The sequence below is a fragment of the Streptomyces sp. SLBN-8D4 genome (assembly GCF_049739545.1).
GTDB lineage: Bacteria > Actinomycetota > Actinomycetes > Streptomycetales > Streptomycetaceae > Streptomyces > Streptomyces canus_C.
Genome location: NZ_JBMGQC010000001.1, coordinates 1,376,272 through 1,399,604 on the forward strand (window position 1 = coordinate 1,376,272; position 23,333 = coordinate 1,399,604).

Annotated in this window: 22 protein-coding genes; 2 read left to right on the top strand and 20 right to left on the bottom strand. The window is 70.4% G+C overall.

The window, feature by feature from the left end; translation table 11 throughout:
• Positions 1 to 150: 150 nt before the first annotated feature.
• Positions 151 to 948: a tyrosine-protein phosphatase gene (locus RKD20_RS06410; RefSeq protein ID WP_424876825.1), complete on the top strand. Its 798-nt coding sequence runs from the start codon at positions 151 to 153 to the stop codon at positions 946 to 948.
• A 12-nt stretch (positions 949 to 960) separates the two neighbouring features.
• Here RKD20_RS06410 and RKD20_RS06415 read toward each other — a convergent pair whose 3' ends face one another.
• The 20 genes from RKD20_RS06415 to RKD20_RS06510 form a co-directional block, all read right to left on the bottom strand.
• Entirely contained in the window at positions 961 to 1,083 is a 123-nt protein-coding gene (locus RKD20_RS06415) for a DUF6126 family protein (RefSeq protein ID WP_033415234.1), read from the bottom strand.
• Positions 1,080 to 1,685 carry a helix-turn-helix domain-containing protein gene (locus RKD20_RS06420; protein WP_424876826.1) on the bottom strand — a complete coding sequence of 202 codons (606 nt, stop codon included), beginning with the start codon at positions 1,683 to 1,685 and terminating at the stop codon, positions 1,080 to 1,082. Before RKD20_RS06420 ends, RKD20_RS06415 begins: the two co-directional genes overlap by 4 nt.
• A 74-nt stretch (positions 1,686 to 1,759) precedes the next feature.
• Positions 1,760 to 3,145 carry an aspartate aminotransferase family protein gene (locus RKD20_RS06425; RefSeq protein ID WP_424876827.1) on the bottom strand — a complete coding sequence of 462 codons (1,386 nt, stop codon included), beginning with the start codon at positions 3,143 to 3,145 and terminating at the stop codon, positions 1,760 to 1,762.
• A complete protein-coding gene (gene dxs, locus RKD20_RS06430; RefSeq protein WP_424876828.1) occupies positions 3,142 to 5,040 on the bottom strand; it encodes a 1-deoxy-D-xylulose-5-phosphate synthase in 1,899 nt (632 codons plus the stop codon). The genes RKD20_RS06425 and dxs overlap by 4 nt, the downstream gene beginning before the upstream one ends.
• A gap of 27 nt (positions 5,041 to 5,067) precedes the next feature.
• Positions 5,068 to 6,225, bottom strand: a complete 1,158-nt coding sequence (gene ispG, locus RKD20_RS06435) for a flavodoxin-dependent (E)-4-hydroxy-3-methylbut-2-enyl-diphosphate synthase (protein WP_424876829.1) — start codon at positions 6,223 to 6,225, stop codon at positions 5,068 to 5,070.
• 4 nt (positions 6,226 to 6,229) lie between these two features.
• The gene (gene hpnH / locus RKD20_RS06440) at positions 6,230 to 7,252 is read right to left on the bottom strand and encodes an adenosyl-hopene transferase HpnH (RefSeq protein WP_020116602.1); all 1,023 of its coding nucleotides are present in this window, start codon (positions 7,250 to 7,252) and stop codon (positions 6,230 to 6,232) included.
• A 5-nt stretch (positions 7,253 to 7,257) separates the two neighbouring features.
• Positions 7,258 to 7,899: a 1-hydroxy-2-methyl-2-butenyl 4-diphosphate reductase gene (locus RKD20_RS06445; RefSeq protein ID WP_424876830.1), complete on the bottom strand. Its 642-nt coding sequence runs from the start codon at positions 7,897 to 7,899 to the stop codon at positions 7,258 to 7,260.
• Entirely contained in the window at positions 7,899 to 9,890 is a 1,992-nt protein-coding gene (gene shc, locus RKD20_RS06450; protein WP_424876831.1) for a squalene--hopene cyclase, read from the bottom strand. The genes RKD20_RS06445 and shc overlap by 1 nt, the downstream gene beginning before the upstream one ends.
• A gap of 121 nt (positions 9,891 to 10,011) precedes the next feature.
• Positions 10,012 to 11,076 (bottom strand): polyprenyl synthetase family protein, encoded by a 1,065-nt coding sequence (locus RKD20_RS06455; protein ID WP_424883157.1) that lies wholly within the window; start codon positions 11,074 to 11,076, stop codon positions 10,012 to 10,014.
• A gap of 71 nt (positions 11,077 to 11,147) precedes the next feature.
• Entirely contained in the window at positions 11,148 to 12,542 is a 1,395-nt protein-coding gene (gene hpnE / locus RKD20_RS06460; RefSeq protein WP_424876832.1) for a hydroxysqualene dehydroxylase HpnE, read from the bottom strand.
• Complete coding sequence (locus RKD20_RS06465; RefSeq protein ID WP_424876833.1) at positions 12,539 to 12,688, bottom strand: DUF6380 family protein; 150 nt, start codon at positions 12,686 to 12,688, stop codon at positions 12,539 to 12,541. The genes hpnE and RKD20_RS06465 overlap by 4 nt, the downstream gene beginning before the upstream one ends.
• Entirely contained in the window at positions 12,688 to 13,638 is a 951-nt protein-coding gene (hpnD, locus tag RKD20_RS06470) for a presqualene diphosphate synthase HpnD (RefSeq protein ID WP_020116597.1), read from the bottom strand. Before hpnD ends, RKD20_RS06465 begins: the two co-directional genes overlap by 1 nt.
• Entirely contained in the window at positions 13,635 to 14,537 is a 903-nt protein-coding gene (gene hpnC / locus RKD20_RS06475) for a squalene synthase HpnC (protein ID WP_424876834.1), read from the bottom strand. The genes hpnD and hpnC overlap by 4 nt, the downstream gene beginning before the upstream one ends.
• A 387-nt stretch (positions 14,538 to 14,924) precedes the next feature.
• Positions 14,925 to 15,713: an ABC transporter ATP-binding protein gene (locus RKD20_RS06480; RefSeq protein WP_424883158.1), complete on the bottom strand. Its 789-nt coding sequence runs from the start codon at positions 15,711 to 15,713 to the stop codon at positions 14,925 to 14,927.
• Positions 15,714 to 15,732: 19 nt separating this feature from the next.
• Positions 15,733 to 16,662: an ABC transporter permease gene (locus tag RKD20_RS06485; RefSeq protein ID WP_424876835.1), complete on the bottom strand. Its 930-nt coding sequence runs from the start codon at positions 16,660 to 16,662 to the stop codon at positions 15,733 to 15,735.
• 106 nt (positions 16,663 to 16,768) lie between these two features.
• Positions 16,769 to 17,653 (bottom strand): glycosyltransferase family 2 protein, encoded by an 885-nt coding sequence (locus RKD20_RS06490; RefSeq protein ID WP_028807533.1) that lies wholly within the window; start codon positions 17,651 to 17,653, stop codon positions 16,769 to 16,771.
• A complete protein-coding gene (locus RKD20_RS06495; protein ID WP_424876836.1) occupies positions 17,650 to 18,429 on the bottom strand; it encodes a CDP-alcohol phosphatidyltransferase family protein in 780 nt (259 codons plus the stop codon). Before RKD20_RS06495 ends, RKD20_RS06490 begins: the two co-directional genes overlap by 4 nt.
• The gene (locus RKD20_RS06500; protein ID WP_424876837.1) at positions 18,407 to 19,468 is read right to left on the bottom strand and encodes an iron-containing alcohol dehydrogenase family protein; all 1,062 of its coding nucleotides are present in this window, start codon (positions 19,466 to 19,468) and stop codon (positions 18,407 to 18,409) included. The genes RKD20_RS06495 and RKD20_RS06500 overlap by 23 nt, the downstream gene beginning before the upstream one ends.
• Positions 19,456 to 20,211 (bottom strand): sugar phosphate nucleotidyltransferase, encoded by a 756-nt coding sequence (locus RKD20_RS06505; protein ID WP_424876838.1) that lies wholly within the window; start codon positions 20,209 to 20,211, stop codon positions 19,456 to 19,458. Before RKD20_RS06505 ends, RKD20_RS06500 begins: the two co-directional genes overlap by 13 nt.
• The gene (locus tag RKD20_RS06510) at positions 20,208 to 22,001 is read right to left on the bottom strand and encodes a DUF5941 domain-containing protein (RefSeq protein WP_424876839.1); all 1,794 of its coding nucleotides are present in this window, start codon (positions 21,999 to 22,001) and stop codon (positions 20,208 to 20,210) included. Before RKD20_RS06510 ends, RKD20_RS06505 begins: the two co-directional genes overlap by 4 nt.
• A gap of 277 nt (positions 22,002 to 22,278) precedes the next feature.
• Here RKD20_RS06510 and galE point away from each other — a divergent pair, with 277 nt between their 5' ends.
• Positions 22,279 to 23,247, top strand: a complete 969-nt coding sequence (gene galE / locus RKD20_RS06515; RefSeq protein ID WP_424876840.1) for a UDP-glucose 4-epimerase GalE — start codon at positions 22,279 to 22,281, stop codon at positions 23,245 to 23,247.
• Positions 23,248 to 23,333 lie beyond the last annotated feature (86 nt).

Here is a 23,333-nt window from a genome sequence, read left to right on the forward strand (position 1 = left end):
TCAAGGGCGGACAGCGCTGGTTGCAACGGCTGTGGACAAGTCATTGCCGGCCCTGTGGACAACTCATTGCCCCAGGAACCCATGTCGTATCGTCGAGGACGTGCCCCGTCGACGAGCCGCGTCGGCGGAGCCCGGCTGGGAGGAGCCCCCGTGACGCAGCAGATCCCGTCGACCGAACCCGAACTGGCAGGAATCCGCAACTTCCGCGACGTGGGCGGACTGCCGACGGCGGACGGGCGGCGGGTGCGGTACGGAATGCTGTTCCGCAGCGGTCACCTCGCGCACGCGACCGAGGAGGACGCGGCCTTCCTGGCCTCCCTGGGCCTGCACACGATCTTCGACTTCCGCAACGCTGCGGACCAGAAGCTGGAGGGCCCCGACGTCGACCTGCCGGGCGTCACCAATGTGAACCTGCCGCTGAGCGACCCCGCCGAGGGCACCTGGTTCTGGAAGATGGTCCGCGACGGCGACATAGAGCAGCTGCGCGAGCTCCTCGGGGACGGCAAGGCCGCGGAGCGCATGACCAGCTCCTACCGCACGATGATCAAGGAGCGCACCGGCGAGCACTCCCAGGTGCTGCATTCCCTCGCGGAGGACAGCGCGCCCGCCCTCATGCACTGCGCGGCCGGCAAGGACCGCGCGGGCCTGTCCGTCGCCGTGACCCTGCTCGCCCTCGGGGTGGAGCGCGAGGCGATCGTCGCCGACTACCTGGAGTCGAACGCCAAGCACCGCCGGTACAAGGTGCGCCGCACCAGCACCTCCGCCGACGCCTACTCCCCCGAGGTCATGGAGCTGCTCAGCCCGCTGTTCGAGGCGCGCGCCGAGTATCTGGAGGCGGCCTTCGAGACCATCGAGGAGACGTGGGGCGGGGTCGAGGAGTATCTGCGAGAGGGCCTCGGCCTGACTCCCGAGATCCGCGAGCGGCTGCGGGAGCGCCTGCTCGACTGAGCCGCACGGCCGCTACTGCCCGGCTCCCACCGCGAACAGGAAGTAGATGAAGGCCGCGAAGACGTGGCCGACCGCGAGGTAGATGATGAGGCGCACCCACAGGGCGCGGGGGAACTTCTCCTCCATGTCACTCATGGCGTCTCTCCAGGGGTGGGGCCCAGGCACAACGTGGCCGTGGGACTCTGCAACAGGGTGTGGACGAACAGGAGCTCGACACCGTCGGGATCCTGGGCGGCGATGCGGTGCGGGGTCAGCGAGTCGAAGTGCGCGCTGTCGCCCGGGCCGAGCCGGTGCGTGGCGTCCCCGAGGCGCAGCCTGAGCCGCCCCTTGAGGACGTACAGCCATTCCTCGCCGGGGTGCACCCGCACGATGTCGCCCTGGGAGCCGTGCGGGACCTGCACGCGCAGGGCCTGCATGCCACGGCCGGCCGCGCCCGCCTGGACGTAGGTCCAGCCGCCCGCCACGGTCGGTTCCATGTCGGTGGCGCGGATCACGGCGTCCCGGTCGGCGGCCGTCTCGCCGAGAAGTTCCGAGACCGTCGTACCGTAGATACGGGCGAGCGCGAGCAGCATCGGCAGCGAGGGCTGGCGCTGACCGGTCTCCAGCCGCGAGAGATGGGCGGGCGACAGCCCCGCGGCACCGGCCGCGGCCTCCAGGGTCAGGGAGGCGCGACGGCGCAGAGCGCGAAGCTGGGGAGCCACGGAGGGCAGCTCCGTGGAGGCTTCCGGGGAGGTCATACGTCCATTGAGCCGGAGTTTTGCCTCTGCGGCAAATTTCTTGCCTCAGAGGCAAAAACCTTTGGGTCGGGCCGTTACCGGTTGGCCACCGCCTGCTTCACCAGCGTCTTGCCGAAGTCCCACATCAGTCCGCCGCCGTTGTGCGCGTCGTCCATGACCTCGGTGAAGGCGTCCACGAACCGGTCCACCTCCTTCTCTCCGACGACGAGCGGCGGGATGAGCTTGATGACCTCCAGGTGGTCGCCGGAGACCTGGGTGAGGATCCGGTGCCGCTGGAGCAGCGGGACGACGACCATCTGCGCGAACAGACCCTTGCGCGCGGCCTGGAGCATGGTCCAGCGGCTGCGCAGCTTGAGCGACTTCGGCCTGCCGAACTCGATGCCGATCATCAGGCCCCGGCCTCGTACGTCGGCGAGCAGCTCGTACTTGTCCACCAGTGCCGCGAGCCGGGACCGCAGCAGGTCACCGGTGGCGCGGGCGTTCGCGACGATCTGCTCGTTCTCCATGACCGACAGGACGGCCAGCCCGGCCGCCATCGCCTGGGCGTTGGATCCGAAGCTCGCCGAGTGCACCAGGACCCGGTCCATCGACGAGTAGACCTTCTTGAAGATCCAGTCCTTGCCGAGGGTGGCGCCGACCGGGACATAGCCTCCGGAGAGCGCCTTGGCCACGCACACCAGGTCGGGCTCGACGCCGTCCTCGTGCTGGTAGGCGTAGAAGTCCCCGGTCCGGCCGAGCCCGGTCTGCACCTCGTCGGCGATGAGCAGCGCCTTGTGCCTGCGCAGGAGCTCCTGCGCGGCGCGCAGATACCCGGGTGGCGCCTCGTGCACCCCCTTGCCCTGGATCGGCTCGACGACCAGGGCGGCGACATCACCCTTCTTCAGCTCCCGGGCCAGAGCGTCGAGATCGCCGAGGGGTACGGCGGTGTCGGGCAGCAGGGGCGCGAATCCGTCCCGGAAACCGGACTCGCCGTTGACCGACAGCGAGCCGGTGGTCAGCCCGTGGAAGGCGTGGTCGCAGTACAGGACGCGGGGCCTGCCGGTGGCGTACCGGGCGAACTTCAGCGCGGTCTCCACCGCCTCGGTGCCGCTGTTCCCGAAGAACACCCGGTCCAGGTGCGGACTGTACGTGAGCAGCTTCTCCGCCAGCAGCCCCGGCAGCGGCTGGCAGTCGAAGCGGGTGAGGTCGGCGAGAGAGGCGTCCAGGACGTCGTGCAGCGCCTTGCGGACGACGGGGTGGTGGCGCCCGAGGCCCATCACCCCGAACCCGGCGAGCATGTCCAGGTAGTCGTTGCCGTCCGCGTCCCAGAAGTAGGCGCCCTCACCACGCTCGTAGACCTTGTCGAAGCCGATGGTGTGCAGCATTCGCGGGAGCTGGTGGTTCAGATACCTGCCGTGCAGCTCGTAGCGCTCGGCTCCGCGCTCGGCCAGGAGTCTGCCGAGGTCGAACTCCGTGCTCATTCAGCAGTCTCCTTGAGGTCGACCTGTGCCTTCACGGCCAGGCTCGCGCTGATCCGTCCCGCCACCTCGACCGGCGTGAGGCCGATGTCCGCGATCACCTCGCCCCGTTTGGCGTGCGCGAGGAACTGCTCCGGGATCCCGAACCGCCGTACCGGCACGTCGACCTCGGCGTCCCCGAGCGTCAGCGCCACCGCTGCGCCCACTCCGGAGGCCCGGCTGTTGTCCTCGACCACGGCCACCAGCCGGTGCTCCGCCGCGAGGCCCGGCAGCGCGGGATCGACGGGCTTGACCCAACGGGGGTCCACGACCGTGCAGTTGATGCCCCGCGCCTGCAGCAGCTCGGCGGCCTGGAGGCAGACGCGCGCCATCACGCCGACGGCGACGAGAAGCACCTCGGGCCGCTCCCCGCGGTGGAGCACGTCCATGCCGCCCACGTGGTCCACGGCCGGGACCACGGGCCCCACCGACTCCTTCGGGAACCGCACCAGCGTCGGCGCGTCGTCCACCGCGACCGCCTCCCGCAGCTGCGCCCGCAGCTGGTCGGCGTCGCGGGGCGCGGCGATCCTCAGGCCGGGCACGACCTGGAGGATCGACATGTCCCACATGCCGTTGTGGGAGGCCCCGTCCACCCCCGTGACCCCGGCGCGGTCGAGGACGAACGTGACCCCGCAGCGGTGCAGGGCGACATCCATCAGGAGCTGGTCGAAGGCCCGGTTCAGGAAGGTGGCGTAGACGGCGACGACCGGGTGCAGCCCGCCAGTGGCGAGACCTGCCGCGGAGACCGCCGCGTGCTGCTCGGCGATGCCGACGTCCCACACCCGGTCCGGGAAACGCGCCGCGAACTTCCCGAGCCCCACCGGGTGCAGCATGGCCGCCGTGATCGCCACGACATCCTCCCGCTCCTCCCCGATCGCGACGATCTCGTCACCGAACACCGAGGTCCAGGACGGCCCGTTGGACGGCGCGAGCGGCTCGCAGGTGAGGGGGTCCATCACACCGACGGTGTGGAAGTGGTCCTCCTCGTGGGCGAGGGCGGGCTCGTATCCGCGTCCCTTCTCGGTGAGGCAGTGGATCAGCACCGGCCCGTGGAAGCGCTTCGCACGCCGCAGCGCGGACTCGACGGCCCCGATGTCGTGTCCGTCGATCGGGCCGACGTACTTCAGCCCGAGGTCCTCGAACATGCCCTGCGGTGCGAAGGCGTCCTTGAAGCCCTTCTTCGCGCCGTGCAGGGACTCGTAGACGGTGTTGCCGACCAGGGGGGTTCTGAGCAGTACGTCCTTGCCCCAGGCCAGCACCTTCTCGTAGCCGTCGGTCGTGCGCAGGGTGGCCAGGTGGTTGGCGAGGCCGCCGATGGTCGGCGAGTACGACCGCTCGTTGTCGTTGACGACTATGATCAGCGGCCGGTCCTTGGCGGCCGCGATGTTGTTCAGCGCCTCCCAGGCCATGCCGCCGGTGAGCGCGCCGTCGCCGATGACCGCGACGACATGCCCCTTCTCGCCCTGCACCTGGCGGGCCTTGGCGAGCCCGTCCGCCCAGCCGAGCGCGGTGGACGCGTGGCTGTTCTCGACGATGTCGTGCTCGGACTCCTCGCGGGAGGGGTAGCCGGACAGACCGCCCTTGCCGCGCAGCTTGGAGAAGTCCTGACGCCCTGTCAGGATCTTGTGCACATAGCTCTGATGGCCGGTGTCCCACACGATGCGGTCGACCGGCGACTCGAAGACCCGGTGGAGTGCGATGGTCAGTTCCACCACCCCCAGGTTGGGCCCGAGGTGTCCGCCGGTCCTGGCGACCGCGTGCACCAGGAACTCCCTGATCTCCTCGGACAGTTCACCAAGATCCGACTCGGACAGCGCCTTCAGGTCGCGTGGTCCCCGGATGTTCTCCAAGATGGTCACGCTCGGGCCCCCTTCGGTCCGTGCTGTTCAGCTCACGGTGACGGCCGGCTCCCCCGACGCGACGCCGTCCTGCTCCATCTGTTCGGCGATCTTCATCGCCTCCTCGATGAGGGTCTCCACGATCTTCGACTCCGGGACGGTCTTGACGACCTCGCCCTTCACGAAGATCTGTCCCTTGCCGTTGCCGGAGGCGACCCCCAGGTCCGCCTCCCGCGCCTCGCCGGGACCGTTGACCACACACCCCATCACCGCGACCCGCAAAGGCACCTCCATGCCTTCGAGACCCGCCGTGACCTCGTCCGCCAGCTTGTAGACGTCCACCTGCGCGCGCCCACAGGACGGGCACGAGACGATCTCCAGCCGGCGTTGCCGCAGGTTCAGCGCCTCCAGGATCTGGATGCCGACCTTGACCTCCTCGACGGGCGGGGCGGACAGCGACACCCGGATGGTGTCGCCGATGCCCCTGGACAGCAGCGCCCCGAAGGCCACCGCCGACTTGATCGTCCCCTGGAAGGCGGGCCCGGCCTCCGTGACCCCCAGGTGCAGCGGGTAGTCGCACTGCTCGGCGAGCTGCTGGTAGGCGGCCACCATCACCACGGGGTCGTTGTGCTTGACGGAGATCTTGATGTCCCGGAATCCGTGCTCCTCGAACAACGACGCTTCCCACAGCGCCGATTCGACCAGTGCCTCCGGGGTCGCCCTGCCGTACTTCTGGAGCAGCCTCCGGTCCAGCGACCCGGCGTTGACCCCGATCCGGATCGGCGTGCCGTGGTCCTTCGCGGCCCGCGCGATCTCCTTGACCTTGTCGTCGAACTGCTTGATGTTGCCGGGATTGACGCGTACGGCGGCACAGCCCGCCTCGATCGCCGCGAACACGTACTTGGGCTGGAAGTGGATGTCCGCGATCACCGGGATCTGCGACTTGCGGGCGATGGTCGCGAGGGCGTCCGCGTCGTCCTGCGTGGGACAGGCGACACGGACGATCTGGCAGCCGGACGCGGTGAGTTCGGCGATCTGCTGGAGGGTGGCGCCGATGTCGGACGTACGGGTCGTCGTCATCGACTGCACCGGCACCGGAGCCCCGCCCCCGACCGCCACCGGCCCGACCTGGATCTGCCGCGACACACGCCGCCTGGCGATCGGCCGGACCGGTACCTCGGGGACGCCCAAGGGAATGGCGGTCATGGCGCTACTCGCGGTTTCCGGAGACGGTCTCGCGCATGGCGCGCAGCGACTCCTTGAGCGAGCCCATGGTGGCGAGGACGGCGGTGGGCTCGTAGCCGCAGTGCGCCATGCAGTTGGCGCAGCGCGGGTCCTTGCCGCGGCCGTACTTGTCCCAGTCGGTCTCCTCGATGAGTTCGCGGTAAGTCGGCACGTACCCGTCGCTCATCAGGTAGCAGGGGCGCTGCCAGCCGAACAGGGAGTAGTTCGGGATCGCCCAGGCCGTGCACGGGAAGTCGACCTTGCCCTCCAGGAAGTCCAGGAAGAGCGGGGAGTGGTTGAGCCGCCACTTCTTCCGGTTGCCGCCCGCGAAGGCCTTCTTGAACAGTTCGCGGGTCTGCTCCACGCCCAGGAAGTGCTCCTGGTCGGGCGCCTTCTCGTAGGCGTAGGCGGGCGAGATCATCATCTCGTCGACCTTGAGGTCGTCGTTGAGGAAGTTGAGCACCTCGATGATGGTCTGCGGGGTGTCGGTGTTGAAGAAGGTCGAGTTGGTGGTGACCCGGAAGCCGCGCCGCTTGGCCTCCTTGATCGCCTCCACCGCCTCGTCGAACACACCCTCCTTGGCAACGGACTCGTCGTGGCGCTCGCGCAGTCCGTCGATGTGCACGGCGAAGGCGAAGTAGGGGGAGGGCGTGAACTTGTCCATCTTCTTGCGCAGCAGCATGGCGTTGGTGCAGAGGAAGACGTACTTCTTCTTCGCCACCAACTGCCGCACGATCTCATCGATCTGAGGGTGCATCAGCGGCTCACCGCCGGCGATGGACACCATCGGCGCACCGGACTCGAGGACCGCCCCGACGGCCTGCGCCACCGGCATGCGCTGCTTGAGCACGCCCGCCGGATGCTGGATCTTGCCGCAGCCCTCGCACTTGAGGTTGCACGCGAAGAGGGGCTCAAGCTCCACGATCAACGGGAACTTGTCCCGCTTGCGGAGCTTCTGTTCGGCCAAGTATGTAGCGACCTTGATGGACTGACGCAGCGGCATGGCCATCTGGCTCACCTCCTGGGGAGCAGCAAGGAACGGTGCCATTCATAGAAAGCGGGAAGGACGGAACGAAGAACGCGGAAGGCTGATATTCCACCGCGTACCGTGCCGATCCGGACGAGTTCATGTTGTGGAGCGTCCACGACCACCCGGACGGCCGCAACAGGGCGCTCGCCCGCGCGCACGGCGCTCAGGAGTGTGGCCGCGGACTCCATGTCGACCGCGATCGCGCCGGTCGCGAGCAGCGCGGACCGCTCGTGACCTCGGACGACGTGATCGGAGCCGGTGAGGGGTCCGGTGTGCACGGTACGTCCCGGCACGGCCCGTACCAGCTCCTTGACGAGCAGGTCGGTCCCCATACAGGGAACGGTTCCGTCCGGGTCACGGGTCTCCTCGGCGACGACCAGGTCGCCGGGGTGCATCCCGGGGGCGAGGCCCGCGCAGAAGCCGGTGGCCAGCACGGCGGCCCCGGCGAGGGCCGGGTCGGCCAGGCGCCGGGTGACGGACCGCTGCGCCGCCTTGGGGCCCATGCCCGTCCGGAGCAGGGTGACCGGCCCGCCGGCCCCGCCGCGCTCGCCGGTGCGCAGGGCGAGATGCTCGATGCCGAGCGCGCAGGCGATCAGCAGCGGGGCGGTGGCGGGCTGGGTGCTCATCAGATCGCCTCGGTCCGGGAGAACGGTTCTCCATGGACGTAACGGCCCAGGGCAGTGAGCGGGAAGACCTGCCGGTAGAGGTGGTAGTTGATGGAGAAGTCCCAGGGGAAGCCGGTGCCGGTGAAGTAGGGCTCGTCCCAGGAGCCGTCCGCGCGCTGGGTGCTCGCGAGCCACTCGATGCCGCGCTCGACGGCCTTGGAGTCCTTCTCCCCCGCGGCCAGCAGCGCCATCAGCGCCCAGGCCGTCTGCGAGGCGGTGGAGGCGCCGCGGCCGCTCCACTCCTTGACGTGCTTGTAGGAGCGCAGGTCCTCGCCCCAGCCGCCGTCGTCGTTCTGCACCTTCTCCAGCCAGGCCACCGCCCGCCGGATCGCCGGGTGCGAGGCGGGCAGTCCGGCGGCCGTCAGGGCGGGCACCACCGACCCGGTGCCGTAGATGTAGTTGACGCCCCAGCGCCCGAACCACGAGCCGTCGGGCTCCTGTTCGGCGAGCAGCCACTCGATGCCGCGCCGGGTGCGCGGGTCGTGGGAGAGACCCTCGACGGCCAGCATCTCCACCACATGGGCGGTGACGTCGGCGGACGGCGGGTCGATGACCTCGCCGAAGTCGCAGAACGGCAGCCGGTTGGGGAAGGGACTGGTGTTGTCGACGTCGAAGGCGCCCCAGGCCCCGTTCTTCGACTGCATGCCGAGGTTCCAGCGCACCCCGCGCCCGATGGCCTTCTCAACCCGCTCGGGGTCGTGGTGCCTGACCCGGCGCAGCGCGAGGACGACCTCGGCGGTGTCGTCGATGTCCGGGTAGTTGTCGTTGTGGAACTCGAACGCCCAGCCGCCCGGCGGAAGTTGGGGCCGCTTGACCGACCAGTCACCGGGCCGCACGATCTCCTCGCCGAGCATCCAGTCCGCGGCCTTGACGAGCTGCGGATGGTCGGCGGGCACGCCCGCGTCGACGAGCGCGATGGTGGCAAGGCAGGTGTCCCACACCGGCGACTGGCAGGCCTCGATCATCCGGGACCCGTCCTCGCGCCAGATGGCGAACCGGTCCAGTGACTCCAGACCGGCCCGGATGACCGGGTGCTGGAGGTCGTAGCCGAGCAGGTGCAGGGCGATCACCGAGTACACGGCCGGGGGCTGGATGCCGCCCCAGCAGCCGTCGTTCTCCTGCCGTTCGATGATCCAGCGGGCCGCGCTGTTCATCGCGGCTCTGCGGAGTCTGCGCGGGGCGACCTTGCGCAGCTGGTGCATCGCCTTGTCGAGCCGCTGGAAGGCTCCCTCCCAACTCGCCACCGGGGCGAGGGGCTTGGCCGGGTTCGGGTCGGCCGGGTCGGTGTGCAGTTCGTCGAGCGGGAAGGGCGCGGGCCGCACCGGGCGCTTCGCGGAGACGATCGTCAGCGGGACGATGGTCTGGCGGGCCCAGCAGCCGAAGTCGTAGATGTTGAGCGGGGCCCACTTGGGGAAGTAGATGAGCTCCGGCGGGAGTTCGGGCAGGTCCTCCCACTTCCACCAGCCGAACAGGGCGAGCCAGATCCGGGTGAACACCCGGGCGGCGGCGATCCCGCCCTGTGCGCGGATCCAGGCGGAGGCCTTCGCCATGTGCGGGGCGTCCGGGGCGTCGCCGTCCAGGCGCAGGGCGACGTACGCCTCGACGGTGGTGGAGAGTTCGCCGGGACCGCCGTAGAAGCTGGCCCAGGTGCCGTCCTCGCGCTGCTCGCCGCGGATGAACTTGGCGGCGGCCCGGGTGGTCGACTCGTCGCGGATGCCGAGGAACTGACGGAGCAGCAGGTCCTCGGCGTCCATCGTGACGTTGGTCTCCAGGTCGCCCTTCCACCAGCCCTCGGCGTCCTGCCGGGCGAGCAGGTGGTCGGTCGCGCGCAGGACGGCACGCAGGGCGGCTTCTTGTATCCCGGCCGCCACGGGGGTGTCGAGGTGGGTTTCGCTGGCCGCGGCAGCGCGGGGCGGCAGGGCCCCGGTGCTTCCGTCGGTCGTCGCTGTCATGGCTTCCCCTTCGTGCAGTGTGCAATGTGGTGCTCTGCTGTGGGTCCGCCGTCGGCCGGTGCCTTTCCTTTCCTCGCAGCACCGGCCGGCGACTACGCGAGGGCTATTCGACCGATAGTGATCATCTCTTTCGTACGACGACGAAGTCGGCGAGCGCCGTGAACTGGTCCCGTACCCGGTCGGGCATGTCGATGGCGTTCAGGGCTTCGATGGCGATGGTGTGCTGACGGCGGGCCTCCGCGGCCGTCCACTCGCGGCCTCCGGCCTCCTCGATGAGGGCGGCGCGGGCCGCGAACTCCTCCTCGGAGAAGTTCTCGAAGTCGCTGCTCTTGGCGTCCGCGGCGAGGATCTCGCCGAGCCGCTCGGAGGCGGCACCGCCCGCCGCGAGCGCGGCCACCACGGGCAGGGACTTCTTGCGCTGGCGCAGGTCGCTCCAGGTCTGCTTGCCGGTGGAGTCCGGGTCGCCCCAGATGCCGAGGAGGTCGTCGACGGCCTGGAAGGCGAGGCCGAGGTGGTAGCCGTACTTCTCCAGGGTGTCGGCGGTGCGGTCGTCCGCGCCGCCGAGCACGGCGCCGATGGAGCTGGCGCAGGCCAGCAGGGCGCCGGTCTTGTTGCCCTCCATCTCCAGGCACTCCTCGACGCTGACGCGGTCGCGGTGCTCGTAGGAGATGTCCTGGGCCTGGCCGTCGATCAGGGCGCGGGTGGCGGTGGTCAGACGGCGGGTGGCGCGGCCGGCCTCGACGGTGCCGAGCTCCAGCAGGACCTCGTTGGCCAGGGCGAACAGGGCGTCGCCGACCAGGATCGCCTGAGCCGGGCCGTGCACCTTCCAGACGGTGTCGCGGTGGCGGCGCTGCTCGTCGCCGTCCATCAGGTCGTCGTGCAGCAGCGAGAAGTTGTGGACCAGTTCCACGGCGACCGCGCCGGGGATGCCGGTCTCGGGCTCGGCACCGGTGACCTCGGCGGAGAGCACGGCGAGCGCGGGTCGCACGGCCTTGCCGCCGTCTCCGGCCGCGGGGTTGCCCTGGGCGTCGATCCAGCCGAAGTGGTAGGCGGAAACGGTGTCCATCGGGGATGCGAGGCGGTCCACGGCCGCCTTCAGCACCGGAGTGGCCAGGGTCCGGCCGCGCTCCAGGAGCGCGGTCACGTCCACCGCGGACCTCGCAGCGGCCGTCTCGGCCGGGGGCACAGTGGGCACAGTCTCTCCTCTTGTTGCGGTACCGGAGGTGCTGGGGCCGGATACGCCGTGCTGGTCGAGCATCACGCGGCCTCCTCGAACTCGAAGAGACGGGCGGGGCGGGGCCGGCCCAGGGCGGCGAGGGCGGCGTCCGCCGCACTCACACCACTGCGGACCGCACTCTCCATGGTCGCGGGCCACCCTGTGGCGGTCCACGCGCCGGCCAGGTAGAGGCCGGGGGCTTTCGTACGGGCGCCGGGCCGCAGCCGTCCGACGCCGGGGGCTGGGGCGAAGGTCGCCGTGCGCTCCCTGGTCACGAAGAAGTCCTTCACCTCGGCGCCCCGTGCGAGCGGCAGCAGCCGCTCCAGCTCGGGCAGATAGCGCTCGCGCAGCGCGGCCACCGGCTCGTCGATCTCGTCGTGCGCGGCCGACTGGGACAGGGCGAGGTACTGGCCCTCGCTCAGCCCGGAGGCGCCGGTGCGGTCGAAGACCCACTGCACCGGGGTGCCGAGGGCCGCGAGGAACGGCTCGTCGAGGACCTTGCGGTCGTAGACCACGTGGACGTTGAGGATCGGCGCGGTGCCGATCTGCCGAAGATTTTCCGGGGCGTCGAGCGCGCCCTCCGGCAGCAGGTCACACGCCTCGTGCTGGGCCACGGCGAGCACGACGGCGTCGGCCCGGAGCGTCTCCCCGGGAACCTGAACGCTCCAAGTGCCGTTCTCGTCAGTAGAGATGGAGGTGACGCGTGTACGGACCTCGGTACGCACGCCCGCGGAGTCGAGCGCCTTGCGGGCGAGCCGGTCATGCAGTTCACCCAGCGGGACGTGCGCCCAGCCGATGTCGGCCGCGCCCGGGTCGGACAGCAGACCGGTCTTGAACACCATCGCGGCGAGCCCCAGCGAGGCGTCGCCCGCGACCGCGTTGAGGGTGGCGACCCCGACCAGGTCCCACAGGGCCTCGACGGCACGCGCCGACTGACCGTGCGCGGTCAGCCAGCTGCCGAAGTCCTGTGCGTCCAGGCTCGGATCGGCGAGATCGAGACCCTTGAGCGCGAGCGCGGCCCGACCCACCCTGGCCCGCTCGGCGAGCGAGAGATGCGGATAGGTCGCGAGGCTGCGTCCCAGATGCAGGGGGACCGGCAGCGCGTCGCGCCGCAGTCTGCCGAGCCGTCGGCCCGCGGGCCGGGCCAGGTCGAGTACGGGCACGTCGAGACGATCCTGCAGCGGCGCCAGCGCCGTCCCCTCGATGCGGTCGAGGAACCAGCGGTAGGCGGTGCAGCAGCGCAGGTAGACGTGCTGTCCGTTGTCGACGGTCAGTTCGCCGCGCTGGAAGGAGAAGGCGAGCCCGCCCAGGCGTGGCCTGCCTTCGAGCAGGGTGACGCGCACCCCGGCGTCGGCGAGCGCGAGCGCGGCGGTGATGCCGGCGAGCCCGCCGCCGATCACGACGGCGTCCCGTCCGGACCGCTGTCCGTCGGTCATCGCACACCCTCCCCTGCCCGGACGCCGTGGTGCTCGTACGGTGCACGGTCGGCCGTTGCAGTCAGGGACGCCGTCGTCGAGCGGAGGGTTGCGTGCCGCTTTCCTCCGGCGACATCACCTTGGAGCGGATTGTCCACGTCTTCCATCAGGCGCGCCTCCTGACGGTCCGCCGCGTCACATGGCGGGTGTCCAGGCCGGACAGGCCGCGGACGGCGACGTACGCCTTCTCACGCCCGGGCAGCGAGACCCGGCCGCGCAGCACAGCCTCGGGGTCGCGCTCGATGCGGTCGAGCAGGCGGCGGTAGATGCCGGCCATGGCGGCGACACAGGCGCCGCTGCGCCGGTCGAGCATGGGCAGCAGCCGGTAGCCCTCGGCGAAAAGGGCGCGGGCCCGTCGCACTTCGAAGTGCACGAGGCCCGCGAAGTCGGCACCCTCCGGTGGTTTCGGCCCCTTGAAGCCGGCCGAGCAGCCGAACTTCGCGAGGTCGTCGGCCGGCAGATAGATCCGCCCTCCCTCGGCGTCCTCACGGACGTCTCTGAGGATGTTGGTGAGCTGGAGCGCGAGACCGAGCGTGTCGGCATACTCCGGCGCGCGTTCGGCGGCGCGCGCCCCCGGTTCGGTGCCGAACACGCCGAGCGAGAGGCGCCCGATGGCGCCGGCCACGCAGCGGCAGTACACCTTCAGGTCGTCCCACGTCTCGTAGGTCTCGCCGCGTACGTCCATCAGGACGCCGTCGATCAGTTCGTCCAGGCCGCTCAGCGGGATCGGGAAGGTCTCGGCGGCGTGGGCGAGGGCGACGGCCACCGGATCGGTGTCGTCCTCGTCGACCGAGCCCTCGCGCACCCGGGTCAGCATCGCCCGGGTGTCCTCGAGTCGCGCGGCCTTGACGTCGCCCGCCAGCGCGCCGTCGCCGATGTCGTCGACCCGCCGTGAGAACGCGTAGAGCGCGGACATCGCACGCCGCTTGGACGTCGGCAGCAGCCTGATGCCGTACGCGAAGTTACGGGCCTGCTGTCCGGTCACGGCCTCGCAGTAGCTGTAGGCGGCGAGTACCGGTGCGGACGCGTGCGGTGGTGGCTCCACCGTCCGGATCACCTCTCTCCTCGCAGAGTGACGCCCACCTCGCGCAGCAGCTGGAGCTTGCCGGGCTTGGGCGGGCCGGGAAGTACGTCGTGCTCGGCGGCGGCGATCGCACGGAGCGCCGCCCTTCCCCCCGCCACGAACCCCGCGAGCAGCAGCTTCAGTCTGCCGTGGACGCTACCCACCAGGGGGGCGCCTTCATTCAGGAGTTCGCGGGCGCGTTGCGCCTCGTATGCAACCAGAGCGCGCACCGATGCGCCCGCGGTTTTCGTGGCGAGATCCGCCTCCTGCACATGAAAGCGCTTCATGTCCGCGGCGGGCAGATAGACCCGGTCGCGGCCGAGGTCCTCGGCGACGTCCTGGAGGTGTTCGACGATCTGGAGGGCGGTGCAGACCGCGTCCGAGAGGCGGACCCGCTCGGGGGTCGAGGTGCCGGTGACGGCGAGCACGAGACGGCCTACGGGGTTGGCGGACAGCTCGCAGTAGGCGAGCAGGTCGTCGTAGGTCTCGTAGCGGGTGACGAGCTGGTCCTGGCGGTTGGCGGCGATCAGGCCGAGGAAGGGCTCGGGGCTCAGCGCGCGGCGGCGGACCGTGGGCCGGAGGCGGCGCAGCAACGGGTGGCGGGGCTCTCCGGTGAAGACGCGGTGCAGGTCGGCCTCGAAGGCGTCCAGGAGGAGCAGCCGGTCCTCGGCCTGCGCGGGCGACACGCCGAGCAGCCGGGCGTCGGCTCCGCCGGGGGCGAGGTCGCCGTCGCCGATGTCGTCGACGAGGCGCGCGAAGCCGTAGACCGCCATGAGGTCGGTGCGCCAGTCCCTGGGCAGGAAGAAGGGGGCCACGGGGAAGTTCTCCGCCGCGGCCTTGTCGAGCGTTCCACGCTCCGTCACTCCGGGGCGCGTCGTGCCCGTCTCCGTCATCGCGGCCTGCCCGGGGCGGGGACGGCACGTGCTGCGTTGAGCTGGGGAGTTTCCGTAGCCATCGCCGTCACATCTCCCGTTCTACACCGCCGACCCAATACACACTATTTCGGACACGCCGCCCAGCCGTCCGCACGGCGTCCCAGTGATGGGGTGTCGCGCATTATCGCCCTACTTGCCGCGATTGGGCACCGGTACAGCTTACGTTGTACAACGCGGCAAGGATCGTCGGGGTGTCCTGCACATCACAACAACACACCGATTGGCCCCAAGATTCCTAAGGGGCGCCGAAGTTGACGCTTCCTTTGCAGACGCGCGGCCCCGCCGGAACAGTTCCGGCGGGGCCCGGTCGAGCGGAGCGGTGTTTTTCGTCCGTGGCGCGGTGGACTACTTGCCCGTGAACTTCTCGTACTCCTTGATGACCTCGTCGGTCGGGCCGTCCATGCGCAGCTCGCCGCGCTCCAGCCACAGAACGCGGTTGCAGGTGTCACGGATCGACTTGTTGTTGTGACTGACGAGAAAGACCGTGCCGGCCTCCTTGCGCAGTTCCCGGATGCGCTCCTCGGAGCGCTTCTGGAACTTGCGGTCACCGGTGGCCAGGGCCTCGTCGATCATGAGGACGTCGTGGTCCTTGGCCGCGGCGATGGAGAAGCGCAGGCGGGCCGCCATGCCGGAGGAGTAGGTGCGCATCGGAAGGGTGATGAAGTCGCCCTTCTCGTTGATCCCGGAGAAGTCGACGATCTCCTGGTAGCGCTCCCTGACCTGCTCCCGGGACATGCCCATGGCGAGCCCGCCCAGGATGACGTTGCGCTCGCCGGTCAGGTCGTTCATCAGCGCCGCGTTGACGCCGAGCAGGGAGGGCTGGCCGTGGGTGTAGACGCGGCCGCTCTCGGCGGGCAGCAGGCCTGCGATGGCGCGCAGGAGGGTCGACTTGCCGGAGCCGTTGGAGCCGATCAGGCCGACCGCCTCGCCCTTGTAGGCGACGAAGGAGACGCCCTTGACGGCGTGCACCTTGCGCACACCGCGCGCAGTGTCGTCGGAGCCTCGCTTGAGGATGCGGCTGAGCGCGGCGGTCGCGCTGCCCTTGCCGGTCTTGGCGCCGTTGACGCGGTAGACGATGTGCAGCTCGTCCGCGATGACCGTGGGGGTCTGCGCGTCCGCCGTCACCTTGGGCATCTGCTCGTCCCGGATGTCGTCAGCCACGGCCGTACCTTTCCTCCGCCTTCCAGAAGTACACGAAACCGCCGATCGCGAAGAGTGCGGCCCAGCCGCACGCGGCCGCCCAGACGTGGTCCGGCAGGTTCTCGGCGCCGTACTCCTCGATCAGGGCGAAGCGCATCAGGTCCATGTAGAGGGCCGCCGGGTTCCACTGGAGAACCGTGGCGATCCACTGCGGCTTGCCGGCCAGCATGGCCGGGATCGAGAACATCACGCCGGACGCGTACATCCACGTACGCATCACGAAGGGCATCAGCTGGGCCAGGTCGGGTGTCTTGGCACCAGCGCGGGCCATGATCAGCGCGAGGCCCGTGTTGAAGAGGAACTGAAGGGCCAGCACCGGCACGATCAGCGCCCAGGACAGGTCCGGGTAGTGACCGAACCCGATCACCACGGCGAACAGCACGATCATCGAGAACAGCAGCTGCTGGAGCTGCTGGAGCGCGAAGGAGATCGGCAGGGAGGCGCGCGGGAAGTGCAGCGCCCGCACGAGCCCGAGGTTGCCGGAGATGGCCCGCACACCCGCCATGACCGAGCTCTGCGTGAAGGTGAAGACGAACACGCCGGTCACCAGGAACGGCACGTAGACGTCGTGCGGGATGCCCTTCCGGGCCCCCAGCAGCAGGCCGAAGATGAAGAAGTACACGGCGGCGTTCAGCAGCGGCGTCGCCACCTGCCACAGCTGGCCGAGCTTGGCCTGGCTGTACTGGGCCGTCAGCTTCGCCCGCGAGAACGCGAGGATGAAGTGGCGCCGGTCCCAGAGCTGGCGGACGTACTCGACGAGCGAGGGCCTGGCGCCGCTCACGGTCAGGCCGTACCGGCCGGCGAGCTGCGCCGCCGTGAGGCCCTCGTCGGGCGACGCGGGCGCGCTCACCGCGACCATGGCGTCGTGCGTTGTCTCACTCACTGATGGATAGCTTTCCTCTTCGGGATGCTTCGGGATGCGCGGCCTGTACGGGCACGGCAGGAGCGGGGGCCATGGTCCGGCCCGGCCGCTCTCAGGAACGAGCTTGTCAGATGACCGGGGGCCGGCCCAGTCGGGTCAGGCGCCAGACGGTACGCCACTTCATCGGCCTGCGCGGTCCGCACGGCGTGCTCCAGCCCTCCCGGAAGCCGCCGAACCAGGCCTTCAGGGCGGGCCGCGAGGGGCGGCGCACCAGGGTCAGCAGCATCCAGACACCCAGGTAGACCGGGACCAGGAGCGCGGGCAGGTTGCGGCGGGCGAGCCAGACGCGGTTGCGGGCGACCATGCGGTGGTAGACCGCGTGCCGGGAGGGCGCGGTCGTCGGGTGGTACAGCACCATGTCGGACCGGTAGTCGATCATCCAGCCCGCGTCGAGAGCCCGCCATGCCAGGTCGGTTTCCTCGTGGGCGTAGAAGAACTCGTCCGGGAGGCCGCCGACTTCGGCGAAGACCTGGGTGCGGACGGCGTTGGCGCCGCCGAGGAAGGTGGTGACCCGGGAGGAACGCATCGGGTCGGCGGCCCGCAGCCGGGGAACGTGCCGGCGCTGGGTGACCCCGGTGTCGGGGTCGGCGATGCGGAAGCTGACGATGCCGAGCTTCGGGTCGGCCGTGAAGGCCTGGCGGCACAGTTCGGCGGTGTCGTGATTCGGGAGGAGTCCGTCGTCGTCCAGGAAAAGCAATATGTCTACATCGCGACCGCTGGGGCCGAAGGCCTCGATGCCGACGTTGCGGCCGCCGGGGATGCCGAGGTTCTCGGGCAGCTCGATGGTCCGGACGCCCTCGGGGACGTCCGGGACGGGCGAGCCGTTGCCGACGACGACCACCTGGACCGGGTCGCCGTCCTGCTTGGCGACCGAGTCGAGCAGGGCGCGCAGCTCCTCGGGGCGGTTGCCCATGGTGATGATGACCGCGCCGACCTTCATGCCGGTGCTCACTTCAGCCTGCTGGAGGCGAGGATCGACACGAGGTGCAGCAGGGTCTGGAGCAGGGCGATCCCGGCGAGCACCGCGACACCGAGCCGCGAGAAGAACAGGTCGCCGCGCGCCTGGTCCACGACCGCGAGGACGAGGATCAGCAGGGACGCCTCTATGCCGAGGATCAGCCGGTGGAACTTGAGCAGGGAGGCGGCCCTGCGGGCCAGCGCCATGCCGGAGGAGCGCATCTCGGCGGCGGCCTCCTGAACAGGCGGCTTGCCCGTCTGGTGCCGGGCGACCCCCACGAGGTCGGTCTCGGCCTTGATCAGGATCGCGCCGAGCGCGGCCAGGGTGCCGAGGAAGGCCCACAGCCAGTCGATACGGCCGCTGCCGAACAGGTCGGCGGCGCGCAGACCGAAGCCGACGAGCACGGCCGCGTCGGTCAGGTACGCGCCGACGCGGTCCAGGTAGACGCCGTTGAGCGAGTACTGCTTCTTCCAGCGCGCGATCTCGCCGTCGACGCAGTCCAGCAGCAGGTACATCTGGACGCACACCACGCCGAGCACGGCCCCCGGGATCCCCGGCACCAGGAGGGCCGGGGCCGCGAGGACTCCGAAGACGGTCATCAGGTACGTGAGCTGGTTGGGCGTGACCCTGGTGTTCACCAGGTAGCGGTCCACCCGCAGGGACACCTCACGCATGTAGAGGCGTCCCATCCAGTGCTCACCGCTGCGCCGGTCCTTGACCCCTGCGGGGTGGACGACCGGACGGAGTTCAGCTACCGATGGCCTTGACATAGTCGGCGTAGATGTCCTTGATCTGGTCGGTCTTGAGGTCGAGGTGTTCGAGGATGGTGTAGCGGCCGGGGCGGGTCTGCGGGGCGAACTCCACGACGCGGACGAACTCCGCGGGCGTGAAGCCGATCTCCTCCGGCAGTACCGGAAGTCCGTGCCGGCGCAGTACCTCGGCCATGTACGCCGATTCCTCGTGGGCTCCGCGCAGGTACATCGCGAAGGCCGCGCCCAAACCGCACTGCTCGCCATGGGCGGCGGCACGCTTGGGGTAGAGCAGGTCGAACGCGTGGTGGATTTCGTGACAGGACCCGGAGGCCGGGCGGGAGTCACCGGAGATCGACATCGAGATACCGCTGAGCACCAGCGCCTCGGCGAGCACCTGGAGGAAGGCGTTGTCCCCGATGCCGCCGGGGTGGCGCAGTACCGCCTCGCCGGCCTGGCGGGCCATGGCGGCGGCGAGACCGTCGATCTTCTCGCCGTTGACGCGGTTGGACAGTTCCCAGTCGGCGACGGCGTTGATGTTGGAGATCGCGTCACCGATGCCGGCCCGCACGAACCGGGCCGGGGCCTCGCGGATGACGTCGAGATCGATGACGGCCGCGATCGGATTGGGCACGCCGTAGGAGCCGCGGCCCGCGTCGTTGTCGAGGGTCGCGACGGGCGAGCACAGGCCGTCGTGCGCGAGGTTGGTCGGTACGGCGACCAGGGGCAGGCCGACGCGTGCCGCGGCGAACTTGGCGCAGTCGATGATCTTGCCGCCGCCGAGTCCGACGACCGCGTCGTAGTGGCCGGCCTTCATCTCGCCGGCCAGCCGGATCGCGTCGTCGAGGGTGCCGCCGCCGACCTCGTACCAGGTGGCGCCGGGCAGGGCGGGAGCAAGCCGGTCCCTCAGCTTGGCGCCGGAGCCGTTGCTGACGGCGACGGCGAGCTTGCCGGAGTGCGAGATGCGCTCGTCGGCGAGCACACCGGCGAGGTCGTCGAGGGCACCGGGGCGGATGTCCACGACGACCGGCGAGGGAATCAGCCTTGTCAGTAGCGGCACGCGATCTCCCGTCCACGGGCGAGGTCGTCGTGGTTGTCGATCTCCACCCACGGAACGTCGCCGATCGGCGCGACGTCGATACGGAAGCCGCGGTTCACGAGCTCCTGGTAGCCGTGCTCGTAGAACTGCTGCGGGTCGGTCTCCCAGACCGTCTTGAGCGCGTCGGCCAGTTCGGGGGCGGCGTCGCCCTCGATGAGGGTGACACCGATGTACTCGCCGGTGGCCTCGGCGGGGTCCATCAGCTTGGTGATCCTCGTCATGCCCCCCCGCTCGGGGTCGACGACGACCTTCATCTCCTCGTCGGCGAGGTTCTTCACCGTGTCCAGGGCGAGGATGATCCGCCTGCCCTCGCCGCGGGCGGCGAGCAGCGTCTTCTCGACGGAGACCGGGTGCACGGTGTCGCCGTTGGCGAGGATCACACCGTCCTTGAGGGCGTCACGACCGCACCACAGGGAGTAGGCGTTGTTCCACTCCTCGGCCTTGTCGTTGTCGATGAGGGTGAGCTGGAGGCCGTACTTGGCCTCCAGCGCCGCCTTGCGCTCGTACACGGCTTCCTTGCGGTAGCCGACGATGACCGCGACCTCGGTCAGACCGATCTCGGCGAAGTTGCCGAGGGTGAGGTCCAGGACCGTCGGCTCGCCCTCTATGCCCGCGGGGCCCACCGGCACCAGAGCCTTGGGGAGGCTGTCGGTGTAGGGGCGCAGACGGCGTCCGGCGCCGGCCGCCAGCACGAGGCCGATCATGCGGGTTCTCCTTCGTCGTGTACGGCGGGAGCCCCAGCGGACACCCAGAAGCGGATGCTCTCGACGAGCACCAGCAGGGCCACGGCCACGGCCAGGACCGTGAGCGCGACCGTGAACTGCGAGGCGGTGAGCAGCGCGGCCAGGACGGTGACGAGCAAAGTCCGTCCTTCGTGCCCCCCGACGGCGCGCACCAGCCAGGCCGGGGGCGCTCCGGCGTTGCCGCGGATGCGGTACACCGTGTCGTAGTGATGGTAGGCGACGGCGCCCACCAGCCCGAAAGCCGCTGGCAGGGCTCCGTTCACGTCCGCCTTGGCCGCCAGGATCAGGACGGTGCCGTATTCGGCGGCGCGGAAGAGCGGGGGGACGAGCCAGTCGAGGGCGCCCTTGAGGGGGCGGGAGACGGCTTCCGCGGAGAGCAGGACATAGGTACCCGCCATCAGGACGACCCACCATCCCGAGCCCCACGCCCAGGCTCCGGCGACGACGATGCCGCCGCCCACGGCGGCGCTCAGGGGTGCCAGGTGCGGGCCGTTCCCACGGAGAATCCGCGCCAGTGCCTGGACGAGGGGCCCGTTGTCCGCGAGGTCCGCCAGCGCCTGTGCCGCCCGGTCCGTGCGCTGTGCCTTGCGGGTCAGCGACCGCAGCACCCGGCCCGCCGTGGTGTACGTCGCCGCGAAGGCGCATCCGACGAGAAGGACGTAGAAGGTGATCCGCGGTGTCGTGACCGCGGTGAGCACGGCGATCATCGCCCAGCGCTCCCCGATGGGCAGCACGATCATCCGCCGTAGCCACACCGTCCAGCCGACGCTGTCGAGCTTGTCCGAAAGGGCGGCCGTGGGGCTGGTGTTGGCGGTCGCGTCGTGGTTGGCCTCGTTGAAGGAGAAGTCGACGACGTGCCGGCAGGTCTGGAGGATCATCGCGCCGAGCGCCAGCGCCCACACGTCGTCGCCGCTCCGGGCCGCGCCGAGGGCCAGGCCGGCGTAGTAGGCGTACTCCTTGGCGCGGTCGAAGGTGGCGTCGAGCCAGGCGCCGAGGGTGGAGTACTGCAGCGAGTAGCGGGCGAGCTGGCCGTCGGTGCAGTCCAGGACGAACGAGGCGATCAGCAGGACGCCCGCCGCGACGAAGCCGCCGCGGGTGCCGGTGGCCGCGCAGGCCGCCGCGATCAGGGCGGTGATCAGGGACGCGGTGGTGACCTGGTTCGGGGTCAGGCCGCGGCGGGCGCACCAGCGGGCGATGTAGCGGGAGTAGGGGCTGATGCAGTACGTGGTGAAGAAGCCGTCGCGGGACTTCACGGCGGACTTCAGGCGTACGGCCTCGTCGTCGACGTCCGCGACGGCCTGCCGTGCCTCGTTGCGGGCCTGCGGGTCGGCGGGGACGGCGGCGACCAGGCTGCCGAGCTCGGGGCGGTACACCTCGGCGCCGTCCTCGGCCAGCGCCGTGACGATGCGGTCGGGAAGGCTGTCCACGGCGACCGCCGTGCCGCCGCCCGCGGAGTTCTCGCGGGCCAGCACGCGGGTGAGGGCCACCCGGCCGTCGGGCTGCGCGGTGACCGCGCCGGGCAGCGCGGCGAGGGAGAAGCGGGGGTCGGTGAGACCCAGGCGCAGCGCGTGGACGTGGCCGACGAACCGGGCGTCGACGAGGGCGACGCGCTGGTCGCAGGGTGCCTCGGCGACCAGCCGCTCGGCGTCGGCGGCGTCCGCGGCGACCTGCACGTCGAAGCCGAGGGACCGCAGATCACCCTCGATCGACGAACCGGGGACCGGCTGACCGGTGAGGATGGCGGTCGACAACCGAACTCACTCCCTGGGTGCCGACGCGCGGGCGCCGGTCATGTGCACGATGGGGGCGCCCCTTGGCTGGACCAGGCGGGCGGCATGTCGGCAGAGGCTATCGGATGCCAAGAAGGCGGCGTTCACCGCCCGTTAACGGACCGATCAACAGCGTCTCCCCCGGCCTTTGCCGCGATCATCATCGGTGATCCGGGCCCCCGCCCACAAACCGCGCCCCACAGAGCGGACATCCAGGACATCGTGAGGGTCCGGGACCGTCGGCATAGGGTGGACGACCATGACGTGGCTGATCACCGGCGGTGCCGGGTACATAGGGGCGCATGTGGCGCGGGCCATGACGGGGGCCGGGGAACGGGTGCTCGCCCTGGACGACCTCTCGGCCGGGGTGCCCGCGCGGCTCCCGGCCGACGTGCCGCTGGTCCGGGGCTCCTCGCGGGACGGCGGCCTGCTGAAGCGGGTGCTGGCCGAGCACGCGGTGACGGGTGTGGTGCATCTCGCGGCGCGCAAGCAGGTCGCCGAGTCGGTGGCGCAGCCGACCCGCTACTACCAGGAGAACGTCGGGGGGCTCGCGACCCTTCTGGAGGCGGTCGCGGAGGCCGGGATCGAACGCTTCCTCTTCTCCTCCTCGGCGGCGGTCTACGGCAACCCCGATGTGGAACTCATCACGGAGGAGACGCCGTGCGCTCCCGTGAACCCGTACGGCGAGACGAAGCTCACCGGGGAGTGGCTGGTGCGGGCGGCCGGACAGGCACACGGGATCTCCACCGTGTGCCTGCGCTACTTCAACGTCGCCGGGGCCGCGGCGCCGGAGCTCGCGGACACCGGCGTCTTCAACATCGTGCCCATGGTCTTCGACCGCCTCACCCGCGACGAGGCCCCGCGGATCTTCGGCGACGACTACCCGACGCCGGACGGCACCTGCGTCCGCGACTACATCCATGTGTCCGACCTGGCCGACGCGCACCTCGCGGCGGCCAGGCGGCTGTCCGAGGGCGGCCGGCACGGCGACCTGACGGTCAACATCGGTCGTGGTGAGGGCGTTTCCGTACGCGAGATGGTCACGGTGATCGGCGAGGTGACCGGAGACCGACGGCCCGCGGTCGTGGAGCCCCGCCGTCCCGGGGACGCGCCCGTGTCGGTGGCCTCGGCGGCCCGGGCGGCCGAGACGCTCGGCTGGAGCGCGCGCCGGGGGGTGCGCGAGATGATCGAGTCCGCCTGGCGCGGCTGGCTGCTGCACCACCGGTGAGGCTGCCCTGACCTGCGATTCGTTTCCGCAGGTCAGGGCACATGACAACGGTGTTCAGTGCCGCGTTGCCCGATACCCCCCGCCCG